Source organism: Devosia soli (assembly GCF_000970455.1).
Lineage (GTDB): Bacteria > Pseudomonadota > Alphaproteobacteria > Rhizobiales > Devosiaceae > Devosia > Devosia soli.
This window is the reverse complement of the sequence record NZ_LAJG01000005.1, coordinates 133,024-151,494: the sequence shown is the minus strand read 5'-3', so window position 1 is coordinate 151,494 and position 18,471 is coordinate 133,024. Positions and strand designations below refer to the sequence as shown.

Genomic DNA, 18,471 nt, shown 5'->3' with positions numbered 1-18,471 from the left:
CCTAGCGCGGGGTGTAGACGACAAGTTCAACCTCGAGCTTGACCTCGGGTCCGCCCAGCGCCGCGACGATCAGACCGGTATGGGGCGGGCGGTGCGCACCGAAGAACGCCTTCCTTTGTGCCGCAGCGGCGGCGGAATCGGCCGGGTCCACGAGATAGGTGGTGATTTTTACAACTTGGTCGCGCTTCGCACCGATATGGCGCAAGATAGCGTCGATGTTGCGATAAACCTGCGCCGCCTGTTCGGTGGCGTTGCCCGGCCCAACCAGGTTACCGGCGACATCACGCGACACCTGTCCGGCAACATAAGCAAAATCGCCTGCTTGGGCCACATGCTCATAGCTGGCAGGGGCGTAGATATCTCTAGGGCTGGATAGGGTAATCGAATGGCTCATCACATGCTCCGTTTGCCCAAATCTACGACTTTGAGTTTGTATTACAAGCATACAATAATGTAGGATTTGGAAACCAAATCTGGGGGTAGATGTGAGACTAGAAGGCATGGTTGCCGTGATCACCGGCGGCGCGAGCGGAATGGGGCGATCGACTGCGATGCTCTTTGCCCGCGAAGGCGCTAAAGTCGTCGTCGGGGATGTCGATGACGCAGAGGGCGCGCGTTTGGCCGATGAGGCGAAAGCGGCTGGCCTCGCGATTGTCTTTCAGCACACAGACGTGTCTCAAGAAGACCAGGTCGCCGCGCTGGTTGCACGGGCGGAAAAGGATCACGGCAGGCTCGATACCATCTTCAACAATGCCGGCATTGAACAGCCGGTGACGCCCTCCGAGGATGTCACTGAAGCCCTGTTCGAGCGCGTGATCGACATCAACCTCAAGGGCACCTTTTTCGGTTGCAAACACGCCATCCCGGCGCTGTTGCGCAATGGTGGCGGTACCATCGTCAACAACTCCTCCGTCAGCGCCTTTGCCAATGTCGGTGGCAATCTCAGCTATGCGGCATCCAAGGGCGGCATCATGTCGATGACGCGCGTCATCGCCATTGAATATGCGACCCGCAACATTCGCTGCAACGCCATCAATCCGGGCGTTATCGACACGGGCATGAACCGGAGAAATCTGGAGAAGGCCGCAGACCCCGATGCGTTAGAACAAAAATGGCGGTCCATTACGCCGCTCGGCCGCATGGGCACGGGTGACGAAATCGGCGAAGCGGTGCTGTTCCTTGCTTCAAAACAGTCTTCCTTCGTCACCGGAATTGGGCTTGTTATCGACGGCGGAAGGATCGCGACATGAGCGGCAAACTGGACGGCAAGATTGCCATCGTCACTGGCGCAGCACGCGGCCTTGGCCGCGCCATCGCCCAGCTTTACGGTGCGGAAGGCGCTACCGTTTATGCCCTTGACGTCTTGGAGGATGAGCTTCAGGGCATTGCCAAACTGCCCGGCGACATTCGACCGCGCAAGCTCGATCTCACCGACGCCGAAAGTATTGAACCAACTTTGAAAGCCATCGAAGCTGAGGCGGGTCGGATCGACATACTGATCAACAATGCCGGCATCATATTCTTCAAGCCGGTCGAGGCCGTCACCATCGCGGATTGGGATCGTCTGATGGGCGTAAACCTCAAGGGCGCCTTCCTGTGCGTCAAAGCCGTCGCACCAGGGATGAAAGCCCAAAGAGCCGGCGCCATCATCAATGTTTCCAGCAATGCCGGCATTGTCGGCGATGTCGACGAAAGCACCTATTGCGCATCGAAGTTTGGTATCGAAGGTCTGTCGCGCGCTCTGGCAAAAGAGTTCGCGCCCTACAATGTCTCGGTCAACATTGTGACCCCCGGCCATGCCATGCACACACCGATGAGCGAAACGACATATTCGCCGGAACTGCGGAAAATCTGGAAGGACCCGATCGAGCTTGCACCAGCCTTCGTGCATCTGGCCGTTCAGGACGCCAGCGGTCTTAACGACCAGCGCATTAAGGCCTGGGATCTGGTGCAGGAAATAGCTGCCCGCTAAAAAATACTCCGGTCCCAGGAAGGACCGGAGCCAGTTGGGACAGGAACTCAGTTGACTGTCGTTGTGACCCGATGCGTGCCGCCTTTTTCGGAGCGGCTCGTGACGGTTACTGATGAGCCGGGCCTAGCTCGGACCAGCCACTCGGTCGGGCGACCATTGGCGGTCCATTGCTGGCCCCAAGGCGACCATGGATAAAGGCGCTCGTTGCGGCCAGCGAGATTGCCGAGATCGGCCGTTTCCGGGTTCATCACCAACTCACCGCCGTCGACGCTGATCGAGGCAGTGACGGGCTTTGCCACCTTATTGGCGATGGCAACGTCCGAGAGATTGGTCGGCAGATAGCCGAAATTGCTGATGACCGCGCGCACCTTATAGAGATCGCTGCCGACGGCGGTGATGCTCACATCCTCGACCTTGACCTGCGGGGCTGCCGCAGCGTGCTTGAGATTGAAGAGGACGTTTTGGCGAACCATCTCTTCGAGCAGATTGCCCGGCGGATTGCGGTAGCTCCAGATATTGACCATGCCGCCGATCTCGATCTTGCCGAGCTGCGGATGATCGAACGGCTTCCAGTCGCGCCAACCTTTTTCGGCCATGTTGGCCTTAACGTAGTCGTAGACCTTTTGCTGGACCTCTTCATTGCGCGGGTAGAGGTTGTAGTAGCCTTCCTTCGGAACGCCGGCGGTGCGCTCAAGGTCCCAAAGCTCAGTGCCGAAGGAGATGATGCCCATCTCCTCATAGGTCCAATCCATCAGGCCGCCGCGGCGGACGACGGATTTGTCCGGCGTGAATTCTTCGTAGATCGAGACGGTCGGGTAGCCGGTCAGCGCCGTGCCGACCTTGCCGATCTCCTTATAGAGATTGATATCCCGCGCGCTCATGGCGCTATCGGGCTTGGTCATAGATGGCCTGAGGATAATGCCGCCATGGGTGTGATAGGCGCACATGCCGCAGATATTGGGATGGTCGAGGATGAATTTGGCCATGCCGAACGCTTCCGGCTCGGACAGCGGATGAATGCCAGCGCCATATTCCTGCGGTGACCAATGCGTCGGGAAGTTGCGGTTCATATTGCCATCGAATGGCTTTTCGACCGGAACATTCACCCCGTCATAGTTGCGGACGGTACCTTCAGGATACATGCGATAGTATTCGCCGCCTTCCTCGCCAGGCGTGCGCTGCACCATGATGTCGGGATTGCTGGCGCTCTTTTTCCACTCACCCTTGGGATCGGGTACGCGCATCCAGACGAGATAGCCGTCGCCGTCGATATCTTCAGGGATCAGGCCTTCGAGCCGATCGGCGCCCGGCATGAAGCGGCCGTTACCGCACCAATTGTAGTAAGGCGGCACCAGCGAAAGCTCTGCTCCATCGGGATTGATGCGGGGGAGGATATAGAACACCTGAGTGTCGACAAGGCGCGTCGCTTCTTCGTCGGTGCCGTACTTCGTCAGCAGGTGATAGACAGCATAAAGCGCCGCTGCCGAGGTTGCGTGCTCCTCGGCATGAATCTGGCCATCGATATAGTAGCCGGGCTTTTCAGCTGCCGGGCCGGTCTTGGGATTGGTGATCTCGATCAGCCAGACGTCGCGACCCTGGAAGCTCTTGGCGAGCGAGGTCATCGTGGCCAGGTCGGGATAAGCAGCGACCAGCCGTCGCAGGCGCTCCGTCATCTCGTCATAGGTGTAGTAGCGGTCGAATTTCACATCGAGATCGGTCATGGCATATCCTGGGCGGCAAGTTGGCCGTAGGCGGGTTGTGGGGCGGTGCGAATGCAGGCGCTGAAATGCGCGGGCGAAACCTCGACCGGCACCGGCACGACCTTGGCGCAATCGGCGATCGCGATGGGACAGCGGGTGCGGAAGACACAACCGGAGGGTGGGTTGATCGGGCTCGGAATATCGCCCTTGAGAATGATCCGGTCTTTACGCGCCGTGATGTCGGGGTTAGGCACCGCGGAGAGCAGGGCCTTGGTGTAGGGGTGGTTGGGATTGCGATAAAGTGTTCGCGTCGGCGCGATCTCCATGATCCGCCCGAGATACATCACGATGACCCGGTCGCTGATATGCTCGACGACCGCGAGATCGTGGGCAATGAACAGCATGGTCAAGCTGAACTTGTCCTTGAGATCTTCAAGTAGGTTTACAACCTGCGCCTGGATCGACACGTCGAGGGCCGAAACCGGCTCGTCAGCGACGATGAAGTCGGGTTCGACAGCGAGTGCGCGCGCAATACCGATGCGCTGACGCTGGCCCCCAGAGAACTCATGCGGAAAGCGGTCAAGGTAGTCCCCGCTCAATCCGACCTGCTCAAGCATGGCGACGATGCGGTCTTCGCGATCTGCCGAGGTGCCGATATTGTGGACGGCGAGCGCGTGACCGAGAACGGTACGGATTTTTTCGCGCGGATTGAGACTGGCGTAGGGGTCCTGGAAAACGATCTGCATCCGCTTGCGGTATCGCCGCATGGCAGGTTTGGAGAGCTTGCTGATATCGGCGCCATCGAAGTCTATGACGCCCGAGGTCGGCTCGCCTAATCGCAGGATGGTCCGGCCTACAGTGGTCTTGCCTGATCCGGACTCTCCGACGAGCCCGACGACTTCGCCGCGGCGGATCGAAAACGAAACGTCGTCGACCGCTTTCACATTAGTGACGACGCGGCTCAGGACGCCGCCGCGTATCGGGAAATATTTCTTGAGATGCCGCACATCGAGCAGTGCATCGCTCGGCGCGACTGGCGTTGGAAAGGATGTCTCGGTCATGCCGTCGCCTTGGTCTTGAGATCGAGTTCGCGCCAGCGCACGCAGCGCACGGATCGGCCGCTGTCGAGCACTTCGAGCGGCGGTTCGGCCGCTGCGCAGCGGTCTTCGGCAAAGGCGCAGCGTGTGCGGAAGCGGCACCCGCCAGGCAATTTGGTCAACAGCGGCACATAGCCAGGAATGGTCTGGAGCCTGGTCTTTTCTTCATATTCACCCATGCGCGGAATCGACTGCATGAGCCCCGATGTGTAGGGCATCAGCGGCTTGGTGAAGATTTCGGCGACCGTCCCGGTTTCGACGACCTGGCCGGCATACATCACCACCACTCGATCGGCCATTTCGGCGACGACGCCGAGATCGTGGGTAATGAAAACGATCGCCATACCCATCTTGGCTTGAAGATTGCGCATCAGATCGAGGATTTGCGCCTGGATCGTCACATCGAGTGCCGTGGTCGGCTCGTCGGCAATCAGCACGCTTGGTTCGCATGAAAGCGCCATGGCGATCATGGCACGCTGCCGCATGCCACCCGACATTTCATGCGGATATTGGCTGGCGCGGCGAACGGGCTCGGGAATGCCGACGAGTTCGAGCATTTCGATAGCGCGCTGATGCGCCTGCTTCTTGCCCAGCTTGGAATGTTGCATCACCACTTCGGCGATCTGGGTGCCGATGGTGTGGACCGGGTTGAGGCTTGTCATCGGCTCCTGGAAAATCATGCCGATATCGTTGCCGCGAATGGCGCGCATCTCTCCTTCAGGCAAGCCCACCAGATCCTTGCCGCGGAGGCGGATGGTACCGCGCGAGATGCGGCCGATCTTCTTGGGCAGAAGCCGCATGATGGAGAGGCTGGTCACGGATTTGCCCGAGCCGGACTCTCCGACGATGGCCAGTGTTTCACCACCTTTGACGACGAAGCTGACGCCGTCGACGGCGCGAACATCCTGTCCCTCGCCGACGATGAAAGAAGTCTGCAGGTCTTCAACCTCGAGGAGAGGCGGTTCGTTGGTCCGTGCCGTAGGCGAAGAGGCGAATGCGTCACTCATGGGTCAGGCCCTCAATCTGGTGTCGGGTCGGATCGTCCGGTCTGGAGCGACGAAGTGGCCGTCTCCCGCTTTGCCGACAACTTCGCCATCAAAAACGGTCTTGCCGCCAACAATTGTTCGCGTCACTCGTCCCGAAAATTTCGCGCCGTAATAAAGATGCGCGACATCGCGAGCGAAGGTGTGGAGATTGTCCCTGGAAATCTCGGTTGTGCCATCGAAATCAACGAGGATCATATCGGCATCCGCGCCAACTTCGATACGGCCCTTGCTCGCCAGGCCAAAGCGCTCTGCCGCATTGCTGCTGAGAAGTGCCATCGCTTTGTCGAGCGATATGCGGCCCTTGGCGACGGCGTCCAGCATGGATGGGAGGAGAATTTCCGATCCCGGCGAACCTGGAGGCGCGCGCAGGAAATCCTTGGCGCTTGCCAGCTTTTCGGCGTGGGAAAAAGCCGCGTGGTCGGTCGTGACGTGCTCGATAGTGCCGTCTGCCAGCGCGGACCACAATGCATCCTGATCGGCCTGGAGCCGGACCGGCGGATTGATCTTTGCGAAGACCCCCGCCTTGCGCACATCGTCATGAGTGCGGAAGAGATAGTGGGGGCAGGTTTCGGCCGAAAAGTCGGACGTGCCCTTGTACCGGCGCAGGACGTCCACCGTCAGGGCACTCGTGACATGGGCGATGTGCAGCTTGGCCCGTGCCTCCATGTTCATGGTGAGAAGCTTGGCAACCGCAACGGCCTCGCAAAGGGCCGGACGCGCCGCGAGGTGCGTATCGGCATTGGCAAGATCGAGCGATTGCGCGGCCGTCTCAAACATTGCGATCAGCTGGGCGCTTTCGGCATGGACCACGATCGGAATACCAGCTGCTGCAACTGCCTTGAGCGCGCGCATCTGATCCCCCTCGTCGGGAAACGACAAGCCAAAGAACTCGTCGTCTCGGCCGGGAGGTGCTTCGGTCGTAAAGATCTTGAAGGCAATCGCGCCAGCATTCGCCATTCCTCCAACCGCTTCAGGCGTCAGGTCGCCCGGCGCGCCAAAGATGCCGAAATTGATCCGGGCATGTTCGGCAAAATGCGCTTTACGCATCTCGATGCGTTCTGCGGAATTGCAGCACGGCTTGCTGATCGGCATTTCGAAAAGGGTTGTAATGCCACCAGCTGCCGCTGCCTTGGTTTCGCTCTCGACCGTGCCACGATCCGGATAAGCCGGGGCCCGAATGTGGAAATGGATGTCGATGACGCCGGGCAGAAGAGTTTGCCCAGCGCCATCGATGGTCCCGATGGCTTCGCCGGTCCCCGTCGGCAAAAGCGCCGCGATCTTTCCGCCTGCGATGGCAACGTCGATGGTTTTCAGCCCGCTGTTTGTCAGCACGTCCGCATTGCGGATGATGGTGTCGTAGGCCGCCACTACTTGAGCCCCAGTTCTGTCAGGGCCTTGGCCACGCCATCAAGATTAGTCAGGTGCATGCTGGCATAATTTGGGGCCAGCACCACCCCATGGCCGCCAGCACGATAGGTCGCCATAACCGACCGGTAGGCGATGTCGGGGGTCATTTTGGCGGTTTCGGGCTTGGTGCGCGGGGCATCGACGCCGAGGCCCATGAAAACCTTGGCCTTGCCATTTACGCCCTTTACCGCATCGGCGCACTGGCCAAAGACATAGGTGTCCGGGTCCATGCCTGCAGCGATGACATTGGCATAGGGAGCCTCGTTGAGACCGAGAATGCGGTAGAGCACCGCCGTCGCTTCATCGGGCGAAAAGTCACGCAGAATGGTCTTCTGGAAGAAGCCTAGTTCCTTGGTGAACACTTCGCCAGCCTGATGCTGGTAGGTGATGGGCTTCACCCAATCTGCATACATGGTCTGCTCTTCCCACGGCCATTGGGCGCGGCGGAAGATATTGAAATGGTTGCGGTTCCAGACGTTAAGCCCAAAGCTGAGGCCGGGCTTACACCATTTCACGAGGCCATAAAGCTCGCGGTCGAGGTCCTTGTTGCGCTCGAGCCAGAACTTTTCCCAGATCAGCGCTTCGGGATTGGCCAACAGCGTACGGATAAATGTGATGAAGGCGCCATCGGCAAATTCCTTGCCAGAGGCGGCTTCCTGCACGAAATCGTAGAGATTGATGAGAGCGCGGCGGCACGCTTCGACATCGATGCCGCGTTCCATGGCTTCGCGACGGGCGTGGGTTGAGAAATCGCCAGGGGCGCCGCCCTGGATCAGGGTATCGAGTGGCGAATTGCGCTCGTTGCACCACATGACCCCGTCGATGTCGTAATTGCGAACCTGGTCCTCGATCATCGAGAGGATCCAGTTGCGATAGTCTGGATGGCTGGTCGAGGGATCGCTGCCGAGGCGGCCGAAAATGTCGACTTCCATGGCCTGGGCGAGGTTGGGGATATCGACGGTATTGGTCGAACCGTGACCGGTATATTTGAAGAACGGCTCCATCAACTCGATGAACACCTTCATTCCCCGCTCATGCGCGGGTGCAATGACCATGTCGAGAATGTCCTTGCCTTCGAACTCTGGGTCTTTGGCGCGGTAATCCTTGATGAAGGTGCCGCTGTAATAGGCCGGATCGGGCTCGAAATAGGCGCCGCCCTTCATGGCGAAGGGTTCGGGCACGCCATGGTCGGGCCAGCCATCGAGCTTGTGCGAGATGGAGCGGCCAGTCTTGAGGCCAAGCCAGGACACGGTGCCCAGCATCAGCACGTTGACGCCAACGCGGTCCTTAAGGATGTCTAGGAGGTTTTCGACGCCCTCGTCGATGAAGTTGATCGGGCTAACCTGGATGCCGACGAATTTTTCGGCGGGATTGGGCTTTTCGGTCATGCGGCGGCTTTCGCGTGCTTGGCGATGAAGCCCTTCATGCGCTCGACCGCATCCTTGATCTTGTCGAGCGGCTGCAGGAACGACATGCGGATATAGCTCGGGTCATGATCGCCGAACATGGTGCCTGGGAAGAGCATGACGCCGGTTTCGCGCAAGAGCTTTTCGCAGAATTCGGGCGTCGACATGCCAGTGCCAGCAACGTTGATATAGACGTAGAAGGCGCCGCCGGGCTTGCCGTAGGTGAGGCCCATTTCGTCGAGCGCGGGCAGGAGATAATCGCGGCGCGCCTTGTATTCCTCGATCATCGCATCAATTGGCTCCTGCGGGCCGGTCAGGGCGGCGAGGGCTGCATATTGGCTGATGGTCGAGGTGTTGATCGAGAGCGTGTGGCGGGTGTCGGTGATGCGCGAGATGAAGTCGGCAGGGGCGGCCATGTAGCCGACGCGCCAGCCGGTCATCGCATAGGTCTTGGAGAAGCCGTTGAGCGTGATGGTGCGGTCCTTCATGCCCTTGATCGAGGCAATGGAAAGGTGCTCGTAGCCGTCGTAGATGATCTTGGCGTAGATCTCGTCGGAAACGATGACGAGGTCATGCTTGATCGCGAGATCGGCGATGCCGCGGATGACGTTGGGCGGAGTGACGGCGCCGGTCGGATTGTTGGGCGAGACCAGCACGAACATCTTGGTTTTCGGCGTGATGCGCTTTTCGATCTCGGTGAGGTCGAGTGCGAAGTCGTCCTTCTGGAAGGTCGGCACCGGCACCGGCACACCGCCTGCAAGGTTCACCGCCATGTCATAGGTGGTGAAGCGCGGGGAGGTGATCAGCACCTCGTCGCCAGGCTGGATCAAAGCTAGCATGATCAGGGTGATGGATTCCTGGACGCCTGCTGTCACGGCGATGTCGTCGGCGGCATAGTCGAGGCCATATTCCGCGTTGAGATGCTTGGCGATAGCGTCGCGGAGCGGGGGGATGCCGTGCGGACCGGTATAGTGATGCTGGTTTTCGTCGAGTGCCTTCTTGCCGGCTTCGACGATATGGGCTGGCGTATGGAAATCGGGATCGCCGCGACCCATGGCGATGACATTGGTCATGCCGGCGGCAATGGCGAGCATCTTGGTCCGGAACGAGCCGTCGTCCTCGGTGATGCGTGTGGCCATATGGTCGTTCAGAAAGCTCATCAGTGCATCCTCTTGCCGGCGATCAAGGTCATCTCGACGCGTTCGAGCGCATAGAGATCCTCGTCGGGTTTTCCGTCGACGACGATGAGATCGGCTTCCTTGCCGACTTCGACAGTGCCGATCTTCTTGTCCATTTTCGAAAGTTGCGCGCCTCGAATGGTGATGGCGCGCAACGCGTCGAGATTGTTGGGGCAGACGCCGACCTCGACCATGAAGGCGAGTTCCGGCGCGATGACATCGTGCTCGACAGCGGGGCTGCCGGCATCTGTGCCGAAGACGATCGGCACACCGGCCTTGGCGGCGCGCACGAGGCCATCGAAACGCGTCTTGTCGCCGACCGCCTTCTGGCGCTCGAGCACTTTCCACTCGGGAATGCCGAAAGCCTTGGCAATGTCGGGCTTGGCCTGCATGACGAGGGCCGAGAAGGTGGTGACGATCGGAATCTTCTTGTCGAGGAGGATCTGGATCGTCTCGTCGCTCATCGAGCCGCCATGCTCGACGCAATCGACGCCAAATTCGGCGACGCGACGGATACAGGCGTCATAGGTGGCATGCGCCGTGATCGGCAAGCGGTTGCGATGGGCTTCGTCGATAACGGCTTCGAGTTCGGCATCGGTGAATTCCAGCGTGTCGTGGCAGGCCATGATTTTTATGAGATCGGCGCCGCCTTTGACCTGATCGCGCACGGCGCGGCGCATTTCATCGGCGCCCGAGGCTTCGCGGCACACCCAATAGGTATGGCCGCCGGTCTGGATGATTGACTCACCCGAAACAAGCAGGCGCGGCCCGGGGAAAAAGCCTTGGGCGACGGCCTGTTTGGCAAAGAGATTGGCATTGTGGACGCCAAGATCGCGCACCAGCGTCACGCCGGCGCGGAGCGATTTCAGCATGTTGCCGGCGGCCTTATAGGCGCGGATTTCGGGACTATCGTACATGGACTGGAAGGACAGCTCATGCACACCATCCCAGGACAGGTGGCCGTGGGACTGGATCAGGCCGGGCATGATCGTCTTGCCGCCAGTGTCGACGACTGCGAGATCGGTGTTGCCGAGCTCGGAAGCCGTGCCGACGCGGGTGATTTTGCCGCCGCGGATTTCGACGAAACCGTCTTCGATGATTTCGTCGCCGACAGCGGTGATGATGCGGCCCTTCAGCACCTGATCGACCGGCTTGAGGTCGAACATGGGCTTGGTGATTTTGGTGTAATGCCAGGAGGCGGGTTCGGGCATTTCAGGTCCTCAAAGCGGAATGACGCGCTGGTCGATGGGAAGGGTCGCGAGCAGGCGCGAGGGGATTTCGACGTGATTGTCGTGGACAATCATGGTGTTGATGGTGCGGTAGCCGTCGCGGCCGGGGCGGTAGACGCCGGGTTCGTTGGAGAAGACCATCCCGGTTTCGATGGTGGTCATATCGCCCGGTGCGAGCCAGGGCGCCTCGTGGCCTTCGAGCCCCATGCCGTGACCGATGCGATGGCGGATGGTGTCTCCAAGCCCTGCCGATTTGAGCGCATCGAGGGCGGCTTCGTTAACATCCTGGCAACGTTGACCCGGCTTTAGCGCCGAAACGGCGGCATCATTGCAGTTGGCCATGGCGGTCATGACATGGCGCTGGTCGGCGCTCATTTCGCCGACGACGAGCGTGATGCCACTTTCGGCATGATAGCCGCCGAGACTGGCGCCGATGCCGGAGATGATCGTGTCGCCATATTCGGGGACGCGGTGGCTGGTCGAGCCATGGGGCAAGGCGGCGCGGGGGCCGGAATGGACCGAGGCGGTAATGCCGAGCTTGGTGCCGGCAAAGGCGGCGCCGTAGTCGCGCTTCAGGGCCGCGAGGGCAAAGCCGGTGCAGTCGGCGAGGAGATCGAGTTCGCTGCCGCCATTGCGGATTATGGTGCCGGCTTCGCTGGCAAGGCGGAAGAGGCAGAGGTCGGCATAGCCTGCGGCGATGCGGGTGAGTTCGAGTTCTTCGGCCGTCTTGATGAAGCGCAGCGGAGCGGCGAGGTCTTCGAGGACAATCGCGTCGGCAAGGGTATTGAGCGTTGCGAGAAGGCGGGCGTCTAGAGTGTCGATGGCGATACGACGGGCCTTGGATTGGCAGAGCATCCAGGCGATCGGATGAACGAGGCCGGGGAATTCTTCGTATGTCGCGAGTTCCACGCCTTCGACTGGCTCGGCATTTTCAAGTTCGAGCAAGGGCACGAAGAGAAGCACCGGGCCATCGACGGGCACATAGAGCCCGATCGGGCGTTCGTTGACCGAGAAGTTGAAGCCGCAGGCATAAAAGACATTGGCCGGCGAGAGCAGCAGCACGCCATCGACGCCGCGCCACTCAGCGGCGACACGAAGGCGGGCCTGCACGTCCTGCCGGAAGGCCTGGCCAAGTGGTTGGACTGGTTTAATGGGGGGCGCCTGCAGGTTCACAGTCGGGCCTCGTTGTAGGGGCCAATCGCCTGGATTTCGGATTTGAGGCCGAGTTCCTTGCCGAGAGCGACGAGATCGGCCAGCACTTCATCGTCGAGCGGGACGCCGGCCTGGGATTTCTTCGCGACGCGGCGTGCTTCCTGCTCGCCTGGGATGAGGACCTCGGAAAAGCCGGGGCGGGTCTGGCGGGACTTGACCATTTGGGCGAACTCGCCCATGCGCGCCTTGAACTCGTCGAGCGGCATGAACCATTCGATATCGATGGCCGTGAGGCTATGCGAGACGTCGAGTTTGGCCGGGTCGGCATAGGGCTTAAGGCCAAAGCCGCCGCCGCCAATGACGCCGGTCAAAACATCGGTCATGAAGGCAAGGCCATAGCCTTTGTATTCGCCGATCGCGAGGAGGGGGCCCTTCATGGCGGCATCGGGATCGTCGGTGACTTCGCCCGCAGGTGTCAGGGCCCAGTCGAGCGGCATCTTTTTGCCCTCGCGCGAATGCCACTGCATCATGCCCTTGCCGGCGGTGGTCAGGGCAAAATCCATGACGGCGGGGAAGCCGAGATTGGTCGGGGCAGCAATGCCCCAGGGATTGGTGCCGACGGCGCCTTCGCGTGCGCCCCAGGGCGCCATTTCAGGGCCGGCATTGGTATAGGCGATGCCGATGCAACCGGCTTCCATGGCCTGGCAGGCATGGACGGCGGAGGAGCCATAGTGGGTCGAATTGCGGACGATGACCTGGCCGACGCCGCAGACTTTTGCCTTCTCGATCGCGAGCTTCATTGCCTTGGCAGCTGCGACGGTGCCGATGCCGTTGTGAGCATCGACGAGGGCGAGGGCCGGGCTTTCCTTGACCAGCTGCCAAGGCGCGCGAGGGTCGACGAGCTTTTCGCCGATCCGTTCCTGATAGCGACGGAGGCGGCGAACGCCCTGGCCGTGGCCGGGGTGGAAGCGCAGTTCAGAAAAGATCAGCGCATCGGCAAAGATGCGGGCGTCTTCAGGCGTCAGCCCGAGCGCTTCGAACCCCTCGGCCATAAAGCGCTCGAGGCTCGGCTTGTCGACGCTGGTGAGAGTGATCGACACGGTCAGGCCTCGAGTTTGAGAAGCGAGGCGATGTTGGCGGAGGCATCGCGATAGGTGCCGAGTTCGCCTTTTGGCGCGGTCATGATCACAGTCATGCCGGGGCCGTAGCCGGAGCGCGGGCCATCGGTCTGGCCGACGACGCCGATGCTCATGGCGCCGCGCAGATAACCGTGATTATAGCGGCTATCGGTGTTTTCGATGGCGACGACATCGCCGAGCTTGAGCTGGTCAAGACCCGCTTCGGCGAGCGCGGCCTTATCGGTCGACTGCATGTGAAGGCTGCCGCCTTCGCTGGTGAGACCTGCACCTGCACCGACCAGGAAGGCCGGAACGGTGGCGACAGTACCGAACTTGAGGATGCCGTCTTCGACTTTGCTCGGCAGGACCTTCAGCAGGTCCGGCGAGAGGCCCTTGCAGGCGATGTTCTCGTGGCCCTCGATGACGATGCCGGTGCCGTAGGACTTGACGAGAATCTGGTCGCCGACGGCCATTTTTTTACGCACTTCCTTGGGGAAGTGGATGATGACCTGCTCGGAAAAGCGGCCGGACTTGCCGGTGACGACACCCTTGGAACCCTGGGCCTGGCCGGTCATGACGGTGGCGGTGTTGCCGAGGCAGGAAAAGACGTTGAGGCCGCGATTGCGTCCGTCATCGGTGCCGCGGATGGAAACGCCGGGATGAATGCAGTCGGCGGCCCATCCGAAAGCCTTGTCGCCCACCGAAACGTTGTAGACGATGCCGCCCCAAGCGGGCAGCAGGAACGGCGTGCCGTCCGCGGCGAGGCGATAGGGCTCGGCGGGAAGGCCGGGGAAACCGGGATGGGCGATCACGCCGCCAACCGAGACGGCAACGAGGTCGGCTTCGTTGAAGGTGACGGTCATTTGCCGGCTCCAATGCGGAAATAGTTGGCGATGTTGGCGGACGGATCGACTTCGAATTCGATGCCACCCTCGTGGCAGGTCATCAGCGTCATGATGCCGGGGCCATGGCCGGTCATGATCGAGTCGCCATGGATACAGATGGCGATGGAGACGGCGCCTTCGCGATAGGAGCGGCCGAAATGGTGGTCGGCGTGGCGGATGGCGATGATGTCGCCCAACCGCATCTGGTCGATCCCGAGATCGGCCATAAGCGTGCGATCACCGCTCATCAGGTCCTGGTCGACATATTCGGAATTCAGTTCGGCGCCCGAGCCCATGATCTCGATGGGCAATTCGATGGCGACCGGCAGTTTGAGCGCGCCATTGCCGGCGCGGGTTAGGCCCAGAGAGGCGAGCAGCTTCGGGCTCGTTTTCTTGAATTCGATCTTGGGGAACTCGTTGAGCGCGATCCCACGGCCGATAGCCTCGATCTGGATCTGGTCGCCGATATTGAGGAGATCGTTGACCTCGTCAGGGAAGGCGACGAGGAGGCGAGCGTGCTCGCCGGTAACCGTGCCCTTGGCGCCCTTGGCCAGGCCGGACATGACGGTCGCTTCATTGCCGACGCAGCTCAAATAATGGAGCGCCATGTCGCTCTTTTCGTCGGGGTGGGCGATCGACACGCCGGGTTCGACATGGTCGCCGGCCCAGCCGAAAGCCCGGTCTCCGACGGACGCATTATAGGTCACCCCGAACATGCCGGGCAGGATGACACCCTTGCCATCTGGATAGTGCGTGTAGTGGCCGGGGCGGAGCGAGGGGCTTGAGACATAGCCGCAGACGGCCATGGCTACGAGGCTTTCCGCATTGGAGGTGAGCCCTCCGAGTTCAGCACTCATGCTGTCTCTCCACATTTTTTCGCTGGCTTATTTGCATCGCTTGACAACCCGTCGAAACCCTGTCCACCATTAGATCATCAGATTGTCGACAATCAGACGATCAAAGAAGTGCACACAGATCGGGCGTCGTCAAGCGTTCGATCAGAAAAGCAGCAAAAATGCTGCGATCAAAAGATTAGTCAGGCGGGGCAATGGGTTACGCGCAGCTTATGGAAGCCATGGGGCAGGTGAACGACCTGCTAAACACGCAGTCCATCCTCAATTGGGATGCGCGTACGATGATGCCCGAAGGCGGGCATGAAACGCGTGGCAAACAGTTGGCAACGCTGTCGGTGTTGACGCGCGACCTCTTGGTTTCAGCCGAAACGCGCCGCCGACTCGACGCGGCAGAAGCCGAAGTAGCCAACTTTGCCGATGGGTCTGTGGAAAAAGTCATGGTGGCGCAGGTGCGCGAAGCCATCGATTACCATCTCGCCATTCCCGCGGACCTAACACGCCGTCGTGCCGAACTCGGGTCGCTGGGCCATGCCGTCTGGGCCAAGGCGCGCGCCGAAAGCGATTTCAAGCAGTTTGCTCCGATCCTCGAGCAGACGGTGGCGCTCAATCGCGAAATGGCCGAGGCGATCGGCTATTCCGAACACCCCTATGACGCGCTGATGTATCGCTTCGAGCCTGGTGAAACCGTTGCCACGCTCAAGCCGCTCTTCAACCGCCTTCGCGAAGGGCTGCAGCCTCTGGTCAAGGCGATCGGTGAAAAGCAGCAGCCACGTTTCGACTTTCTCGAACGACACTATCCGGTCGAAAAGCAGCACGCCTTTGCCTTGGCCATGGCGCAAAAGGTTGGCTACGATCTGCATCGCGGCCGGCTCGATACGACGCTGCACCCGTTCGAGGTGTCCTTTACTCGCAACGATGTCCGTATCACCACGCGCTTCAATCCCAATTACATGGCCGCGAGCCTCTTTGGCGCGCTGCATGAAGCCGGCCACGGGCTTTACGAGCAGGGCGTCGATCCGGCCTATACGCGCACCCCGTTCGCGACCGACCTCGTTGGGCTTTATGCTGTCGGCGGCGTCAGCTTTGGTGCGCACGAGTCGCAATCGCGTCTTTGGGAAAACCATGTCGGCCGCAGCCGGGAATTCTGGCAGGTCAATTTTGCCGAAGCGCAGAATTTTTATCCCGAGCAGCTGGCCGATGTGACCGCGGAAGAATTCTTCCGCGCCGTCAACCGCTGCAAGCCAGGCTTCATTCGCGTCGAAGCCGACGAGCTGACCTATGATTTCCACGTCATGCTGCGCACCGATATCGAGGCGGCGCTGATCGATGGTTCGCTGGCCGTCAAGGACCTGCCGGAAGCCTGGAACGCAAAAATAAAGGAATATCTCGGCCTCGACGTGCCGAATGATGCGCAGGGAGTGCTGCAGGACGTGCACTGGTCCTCAGGCCAGATCGGCACCTTCTGCAACTACACCATCGGCAATGTCATGGCCGGGCAGTTGTTCGAGACGGCCAAGCAGGATGGTAACATCGCCGATGGCTTGGCGCGTGGCGACTATGAGCCACTGCGTCTCTTCATGGTGGAAAACATCCACCAGCATGGCCGCCGCTATGGGCGCGACGAACTGCTGATCAAAGCAACCGGACGCCGTCTCGATCCCGAGCCCTACATCGCGCACCTCACCAGCAAATATAGCGAACTCTACGGTCTCTGAGGGAGGGAACCATGCAGATGAGCGAACTCCACGCCAATCGCCTGGCAAACCGCATCAAGCTCAAGGATGAGCATATCATCACGCGGATGGCCAATATTGCGGAAGGGCTGACCGACGTCATCAAGCTCGGCCGCGGCGACCCCGACCTCGACACGCCCGCCCATATCGTCAAGGCGGGGCAGGATGCGCTGGGGCGTGGCGAGACCCATTACGGGCACCCACTTGGCCTGCCGGCCCTGCGCAAGGCGATTGCGGAAAACATCAAGGCGCATGGCGGCGCCGACTATTCGCCGGATGAGATTGTCGTCACCCCCGGCGGTCAGCATGCGATGTTCGTGATTGCGCTGTCACTGCTTAATCCGGGCGATGAGATCATCGTACCGTGCCCCGGGTACAATCCCTATTCGCAGGCGGCGGAGCTGTCGGACGCGACGGTGGTTCCGGTGCGCATGAGCATGGAAACCAATTTCACGCTCACTGCCGAGATGGTCGCCAAGCATATTACGCCGAAATCGCGCGTCTTGGTGCTGATCAATCCCAACAATCCCACCGGTACGGTCACTGCGCCGGATGAGGTGGAAAAGATCGCCAAACTTGCCATCGAGCACGATCTGATCGTTATCTCCGACGAAATATACGCGCGTCTGACTTATGGTAATCAGCGCATCCAGCCAGTGGCGTCGCTGCCCGGCATGCGTGAGCGGACGATTACTCTGTCGGGCTTCTCGAAAGCCTATGCGATGACCGGTTGGCGCGTCGGCTACTTTGCCGGGCCTCGTGAGCTGATCGTCGCCATGGCCGAGGTCAACCATGCCTTTGCCATTTCCGTCGCCTCGGTCAGCCAGCACGCCGCGCTGGCCGCGCTCACCGGGCCGCAGGAGTGTGTGGAAGAGATGCGAAAGACCTATGACGAGCGGCGCAAGGCGTTGTGCGCAGGGCTCGATGCCATGGGCATTCGCTATGCCGAGCCGCAGGGCGCGTTCTATGTCTATGCCGATGTCGCTGCCGCGACCGGCATTCCCGCCAGCCAGTTCTGCGAGCGCCTGCTCGCCGAGGGCAAGGTGATGATCTACCCGGGCACCATCTATGGCGACTATGTCGACGACTATGTCCGCATGTCCCTGACCCAGCCCGTCCCCCGCATCGAGGAAGCCATCGGCCGCATGAAGGCCGTGGTCGACACCATCCGCGCCGAGCGCAAAGCGCCGGCAGCCTAAGGAGTGAATATGTCCGTTTCTACCAATCCAAACGTTCTCTCGATCAAGCACATGGCTTTTGGCGTCAAGGATGCGAAAAAGGCGCTCGACGCGTATTCGAAGTTTCTCGACGTGCCGACCGATACGGCGATCATCGACTATCCCAAATCCAAGAACCGCGTTGCGCTCTTCCAGTTGGGCGGCATCGAATATCAGCTTTGCCAGTCGCTTGAAGAGGGCGGGCGGTTTGATGCCTGGATGAAGCAGCGCGGTGGCGCCGAAGGGCTCCATCACATCTGCTATGCCGTCGATAATATCGACAAAGCGCTCGATCACGCCAAGGCGCAGGGCGCGGAACTGCGCATCTGCCAGGCCTGCGGCGTCTATGGCAGCCACCCGCATCCGGAGGGTTTCGTGGCCTTCCTCGACAATGATGCCGGCGGCATCGAGATCGAATTCATGCAGGTCTACACGCCTGAAGAACTCGAAAAGTACAACGCCTTCAAGGGAATCTGAC

At 60.5% G+C, this 18,471-nt stretch carries 17 protein-coding genes; 5 read left to right on the top strand and 12 right to left on the bottom strand.

Annotation, left to right across the window (positions count from 1 at the left end; all coding sequences use genetic code 11):
• Window position 1 precedes the first annotated feature (1 nt).
• On the bottom strand, window positions 2-394 hold the full coding sequence (locus VW35_RS01405; RefSeq protein ID WP_161796838.1) for a RidA family protein: 393 nt from the start codon (window positions 392-394) through the stop codon (window positions 2-4).
• A gap of 91 nt (window positions 395-485) precedes the next feature.
• On the opposite strand from VW35_RS01405, the gene VW35_RS01400 reads away from it, so the two are divergent.
• Together VW35_RS01400 and VW35_RS01395 are read left to right on the top strand one after the other, a co-directional pair.
• Window positions 486-1,250: an SDR family NAD(P)-dependent oxidoreductase gene (locus VW35_RS01400; protein ID WP_152662428.1), complete on the top strand. Its 765-nt coding sequence runs from the start codon at window positions 486-488 to the stop codon at window positions 1,248-1,250.
• The gene (locus tag VW35_RS01395; RefSeq protein WP_046141234.1) at window positions 1,247-1,972 is read left to right on the top strand and encodes an SDR family NAD(P)-dependent oxidoreductase; all 726 of its coding nucleotides are present in this window, start codon (window positions 1,247-1,249) and stop codon (window positions 1,970-1,972) included. The genes VW35_RS01400 and VW35_RS01395 overlap by 4 nt, the downstream gene beginning before the upstream one ends.
• A 47-nt stretch (window positions 1,973-2,019) precedes the next feature.
• Here VW35_RS01395 and VW35_RS01390 read toward each other — a convergent pair whose 3' ends face one another.
• The 11 genes from VW35_RS01390 to VW35_RS01340 are packed head-to-tail and all read right to left on the bottom strand — an operon-like array spanning window position 2,020 to window position 15,046.
• Window positions 2,020-3,693, bottom strand: coding sequence for a M14 family metallopeptidase (locus tag VW35_RS01390; protein WP_046141233.1), 1,674 nt, complete (start codon window positions 3,691-3,693; stop codon window positions 2,020-2,022).
• Window positions 3,690-4,733 carry an ABC transporter ATP-binding protein gene (locus VW35_RS01385; RefSeq protein ID WP_046141232.1) on the bottom strand — a complete coding sequence of 348 codons (1,044 nt, stop codon included), beginning with the start codon at window positions 4,731-4,733 and terminating at the stop codon, window positions 3,690-3,692. The genes VW35_RS01390 and VW35_RS01385 overlap by 4 nt, the downstream gene beginning before the upstream one ends.
• Window positions 4,730-5,776, bottom strand: a complete 1,047-nt coding sequence (locus VW35_RS01380) for an ABC transporter ATP-binding protein (RefSeq protein ID WP_046141231.1) — start codon at window positions 5,774-5,776, stop codon at window positions 4,730-4,732. The genes VW35_RS01385 and VW35_RS01380 overlap by 4 nt, the downstream gene beginning before the upstream one ends.
• A gap of 3 nt (window positions 5,777-5,779) precedes the next feature.
• Window positions 5,780-7,183, bottom strand: a complete 1,404-nt coding sequence (locus VW35_RS01375) for a dihydroorotase (RefSeq protein WP_046141230.1) — start codon at window positions 7,181-7,183, stop codon at window positions 5,780-5,782.
• Window positions 7,183-8,610 carry a hypothetical protein gene (locus tag VW35_RS01370; protein ID WP_046141229.1) on the bottom strand — a complete coding sequence of 476 codons (1,428 nt, stop codon included), beginning with the start codon at window positions 8,608-8,610 and terminating at the stop codon, window positions 7,183-7,185. The genes VW35_RS01375 and VW35_RS01370 overlap by 1 nt, the downstream gene beginning before the upstream one ends.
• On the bottom strand, window positions 8,607-9,788 hold the full coding sequence (locus VW35_RS01365; protein ID WP_046141228.1) for a pyridoxal phosphate-dependent aminotransferase: 1,182 nt from the start codon (window positions 9,786-9,788) through the stop codon (window positions 8,607-8,609). The genes VW35_RS01370 and VW35_RS01365 overlap by 4 nt, the downstream gene beginning before the upstream one ends.
• Window positions 9,788-11,017, bottom strand: coding sequence for an amidohydrolase family protein (locus VW35_RS01360; RefSeq protein ID WP_046141227.1), 1,230 nt, complete (start codon window positions 11,015-11,017; stop codon window positions 9,788-9,790). Before VW35_RS01360 ends, VW35_RS01365 begins: the two co-directional genes overlap by 1 nt.
• Before the next feature lie 9 nt (window positions 11,018-11,026).
• The gene (locus tag VW35_RS01355) at window positions 11,027-12,145 is read right to left on the bottom strand and encodes a M24 family metallopeptidase (protein ID WP_244465803.1); all 1,119 of its coding nucleotides are present in this window, start codon (window positions 12,143-12,145) and stop codon (window positions 11,027-11,029) included.
• A gap of 59 nt (window positions 12,146-12,204) precedes the next feature.
• Entirely contained in the window at window positions 12,205-13,287 is a 1,083-nt protein-coding gene (locus tag VW35_RS01350; RefSeq protein ID WP_046141225.1) for an Ldh family oxidoreductase, read from the bottom strand.
• Between the two features lie 2 nt (window positions 13,288-13,289).
• Complete coding sequence (locus VW35_RS01345) at window positions 13,290-14,168, bottom strand: DUF4438 domain-containing protein (protein ID WP_046141224.1); 879 nt, start codon at window positions 14,166-14,168, stop codon at window positions 13,290-13,292.
• The gene (locus VW35_RS01340) at window positions 14,165-15,046 is read right to left on the bottom strand and encodes a DUF4438 domain-containing protein (protein ID WP_046141223.1); all 882 of its coding nucleotides are present in this window, start codon (window positions 15,044-15,046) and stop codon (window positions 14,165-14,167) included. The genes VW35_RS01345 and VW35_RS01340 overlap by 4 nt, the downstream gene beginning before the upstream one ends.
• Window positions 15,047-15,237: 191 nt before the next feature.
• On the opposite strand from VW35_RS01340, the gene VW35_RS01335 reads away from it, so the two are divergent.
• Genes VW35_RS01335 through VW35_RS01325 form a run of 3 tightly spaced genes read left to right on the top strand, consistent with a single transcriptional unit; the run spans window position 15,238 to window position 18,470 of the window.
• Window positions 15,238-16,758 carry a carboxypeptidase M32 gene (locus VW35_RS01335; protein WP_046141222.1) on the top strand — a complete coding sequence of 507 codons (1,521 nt, stop codon included), beginning with the start codon at window positions 15,238-15,240 and terminating at the stop codon, window positions 16,756-16,758.
• 11 nt (window positions 16,759-16,769) lie between these two features.
• Window positions 16,770-17,975 carry a pyridoxal phosphate-dependent aminotransferase gene (locus VW35_RS01330; protein WP_052951416.1) on the top strand — a complete coding sequence of 402 codons (1,206 nt, stop codon included), beginning with the start codon at window positions 16,770-16,772 and terminating at the stop codon, window positions 17,973-17,975.
• Window positions 17,976-17,984: 9 nt separating this feature from the next.
• Window positions 17,985-18,470: a VOC family protein gene (locus VW35_RS01325; protein ID WP_046141643.1), complete on the top strand. Its 486-nt coding sequence runs from the start codon at window positions 17,985-17,987 to the stop codon at window positions 18,468-18,470.
• The last annotated feature ends 1 nt before the right edge of the window (window position 18,471 follow it).

Bases quoted from the DNA above. Each gene is read 5' to 3' on its own strand.
- VW35_RS01345 (WP_046141224.1), bottom strand. From the start codon at position 14,168: ATGACCGTCACCTTCAACGAAGCCGACCTCGTTGCCGTCTCGGTTGGC.
- VW35_RS01405 (WP_161796838.1), bottom strand. From the start codon at position 394: ATGAGCCATTCGATTACCCTATCCAGCCCTAGAGATATCTACGCCCCT.
- VW35_RS01360 (WP_046141227.1), bottom strand. From the start codon at position 11,017: ATGCCCGAACCCGCCTCCTGGCATTACACCAAAATCACCAAGCCCATG.
- VW35_RS01390 (WP_046141233.1), bottom strand. From the start codon at position 3,693: ATGACCGATCTCGATGTGAAATTCGACCGCTACTACACCTATGACGAG.
- VW35_RS01340 (WP_046141223.1), bottom strand. From the start codon at position 15,046: ATGAGTGCTGAACTCGGAGGGCTCACCTCCAATGCGGAAAGCCTCGTA.
- VW35_RS01325 (WP_046141643.1), top strand. From the start codon at position 17,985: ATGTCCGTTTCTACCAATCCAAACGTTCTCTCGATCAAGCACATGGCT.
- VW35_RS01385 (WP_046141232.1), bottom strand. From the start codon at position 4,733: ATGACCGAGACATCCTTTCCAACGCCAGTCGCGCCGAGCGATGCACTG.
- VW35_RS01330 (WP_052951416.1), top strand. From the start codon at position 16,770: ATGCAGATGAGCGAACTCCACGCCAATCGCCTGGCAAACCGCATCAAG.
- VW35_RS01380 (WP_046141231.1), bottom strand. From the start codon at position 5,776: ATGAGTGACGCATTCGCCTCTTCGCCTACGGCACGGACCAACGAACCG.
- VW35_RS01370 (WP_046141229.1), bottom strand. From the start codon at position 8,610: ATGACCGAAAAGCCCAATCCCGCCGAAAAATTCGTCGGCATCCAGGTT.
- VW35_RS01365 (WP_046141228.1), bottom strand. From the start codon at position 9,788: ATGAGCTTTCTGAACGACCATATGGCCACACGCATCACCGAGGACGAC.
- VW35_RS01335 (WP_046141222.1), top strand. From the start codon at position 15,238: ATGGGTTACGCGCAGCTTATGGAAGCCATGGGGCAGGTGAACGACCTG.
- VW35_RS01395 (WP_046141234.1), top strand. From the start codon at position 1,247: ATGAGCGGCAAACTGGACGGCAAGATTGCCATCGTCACTGGCGCAGCA.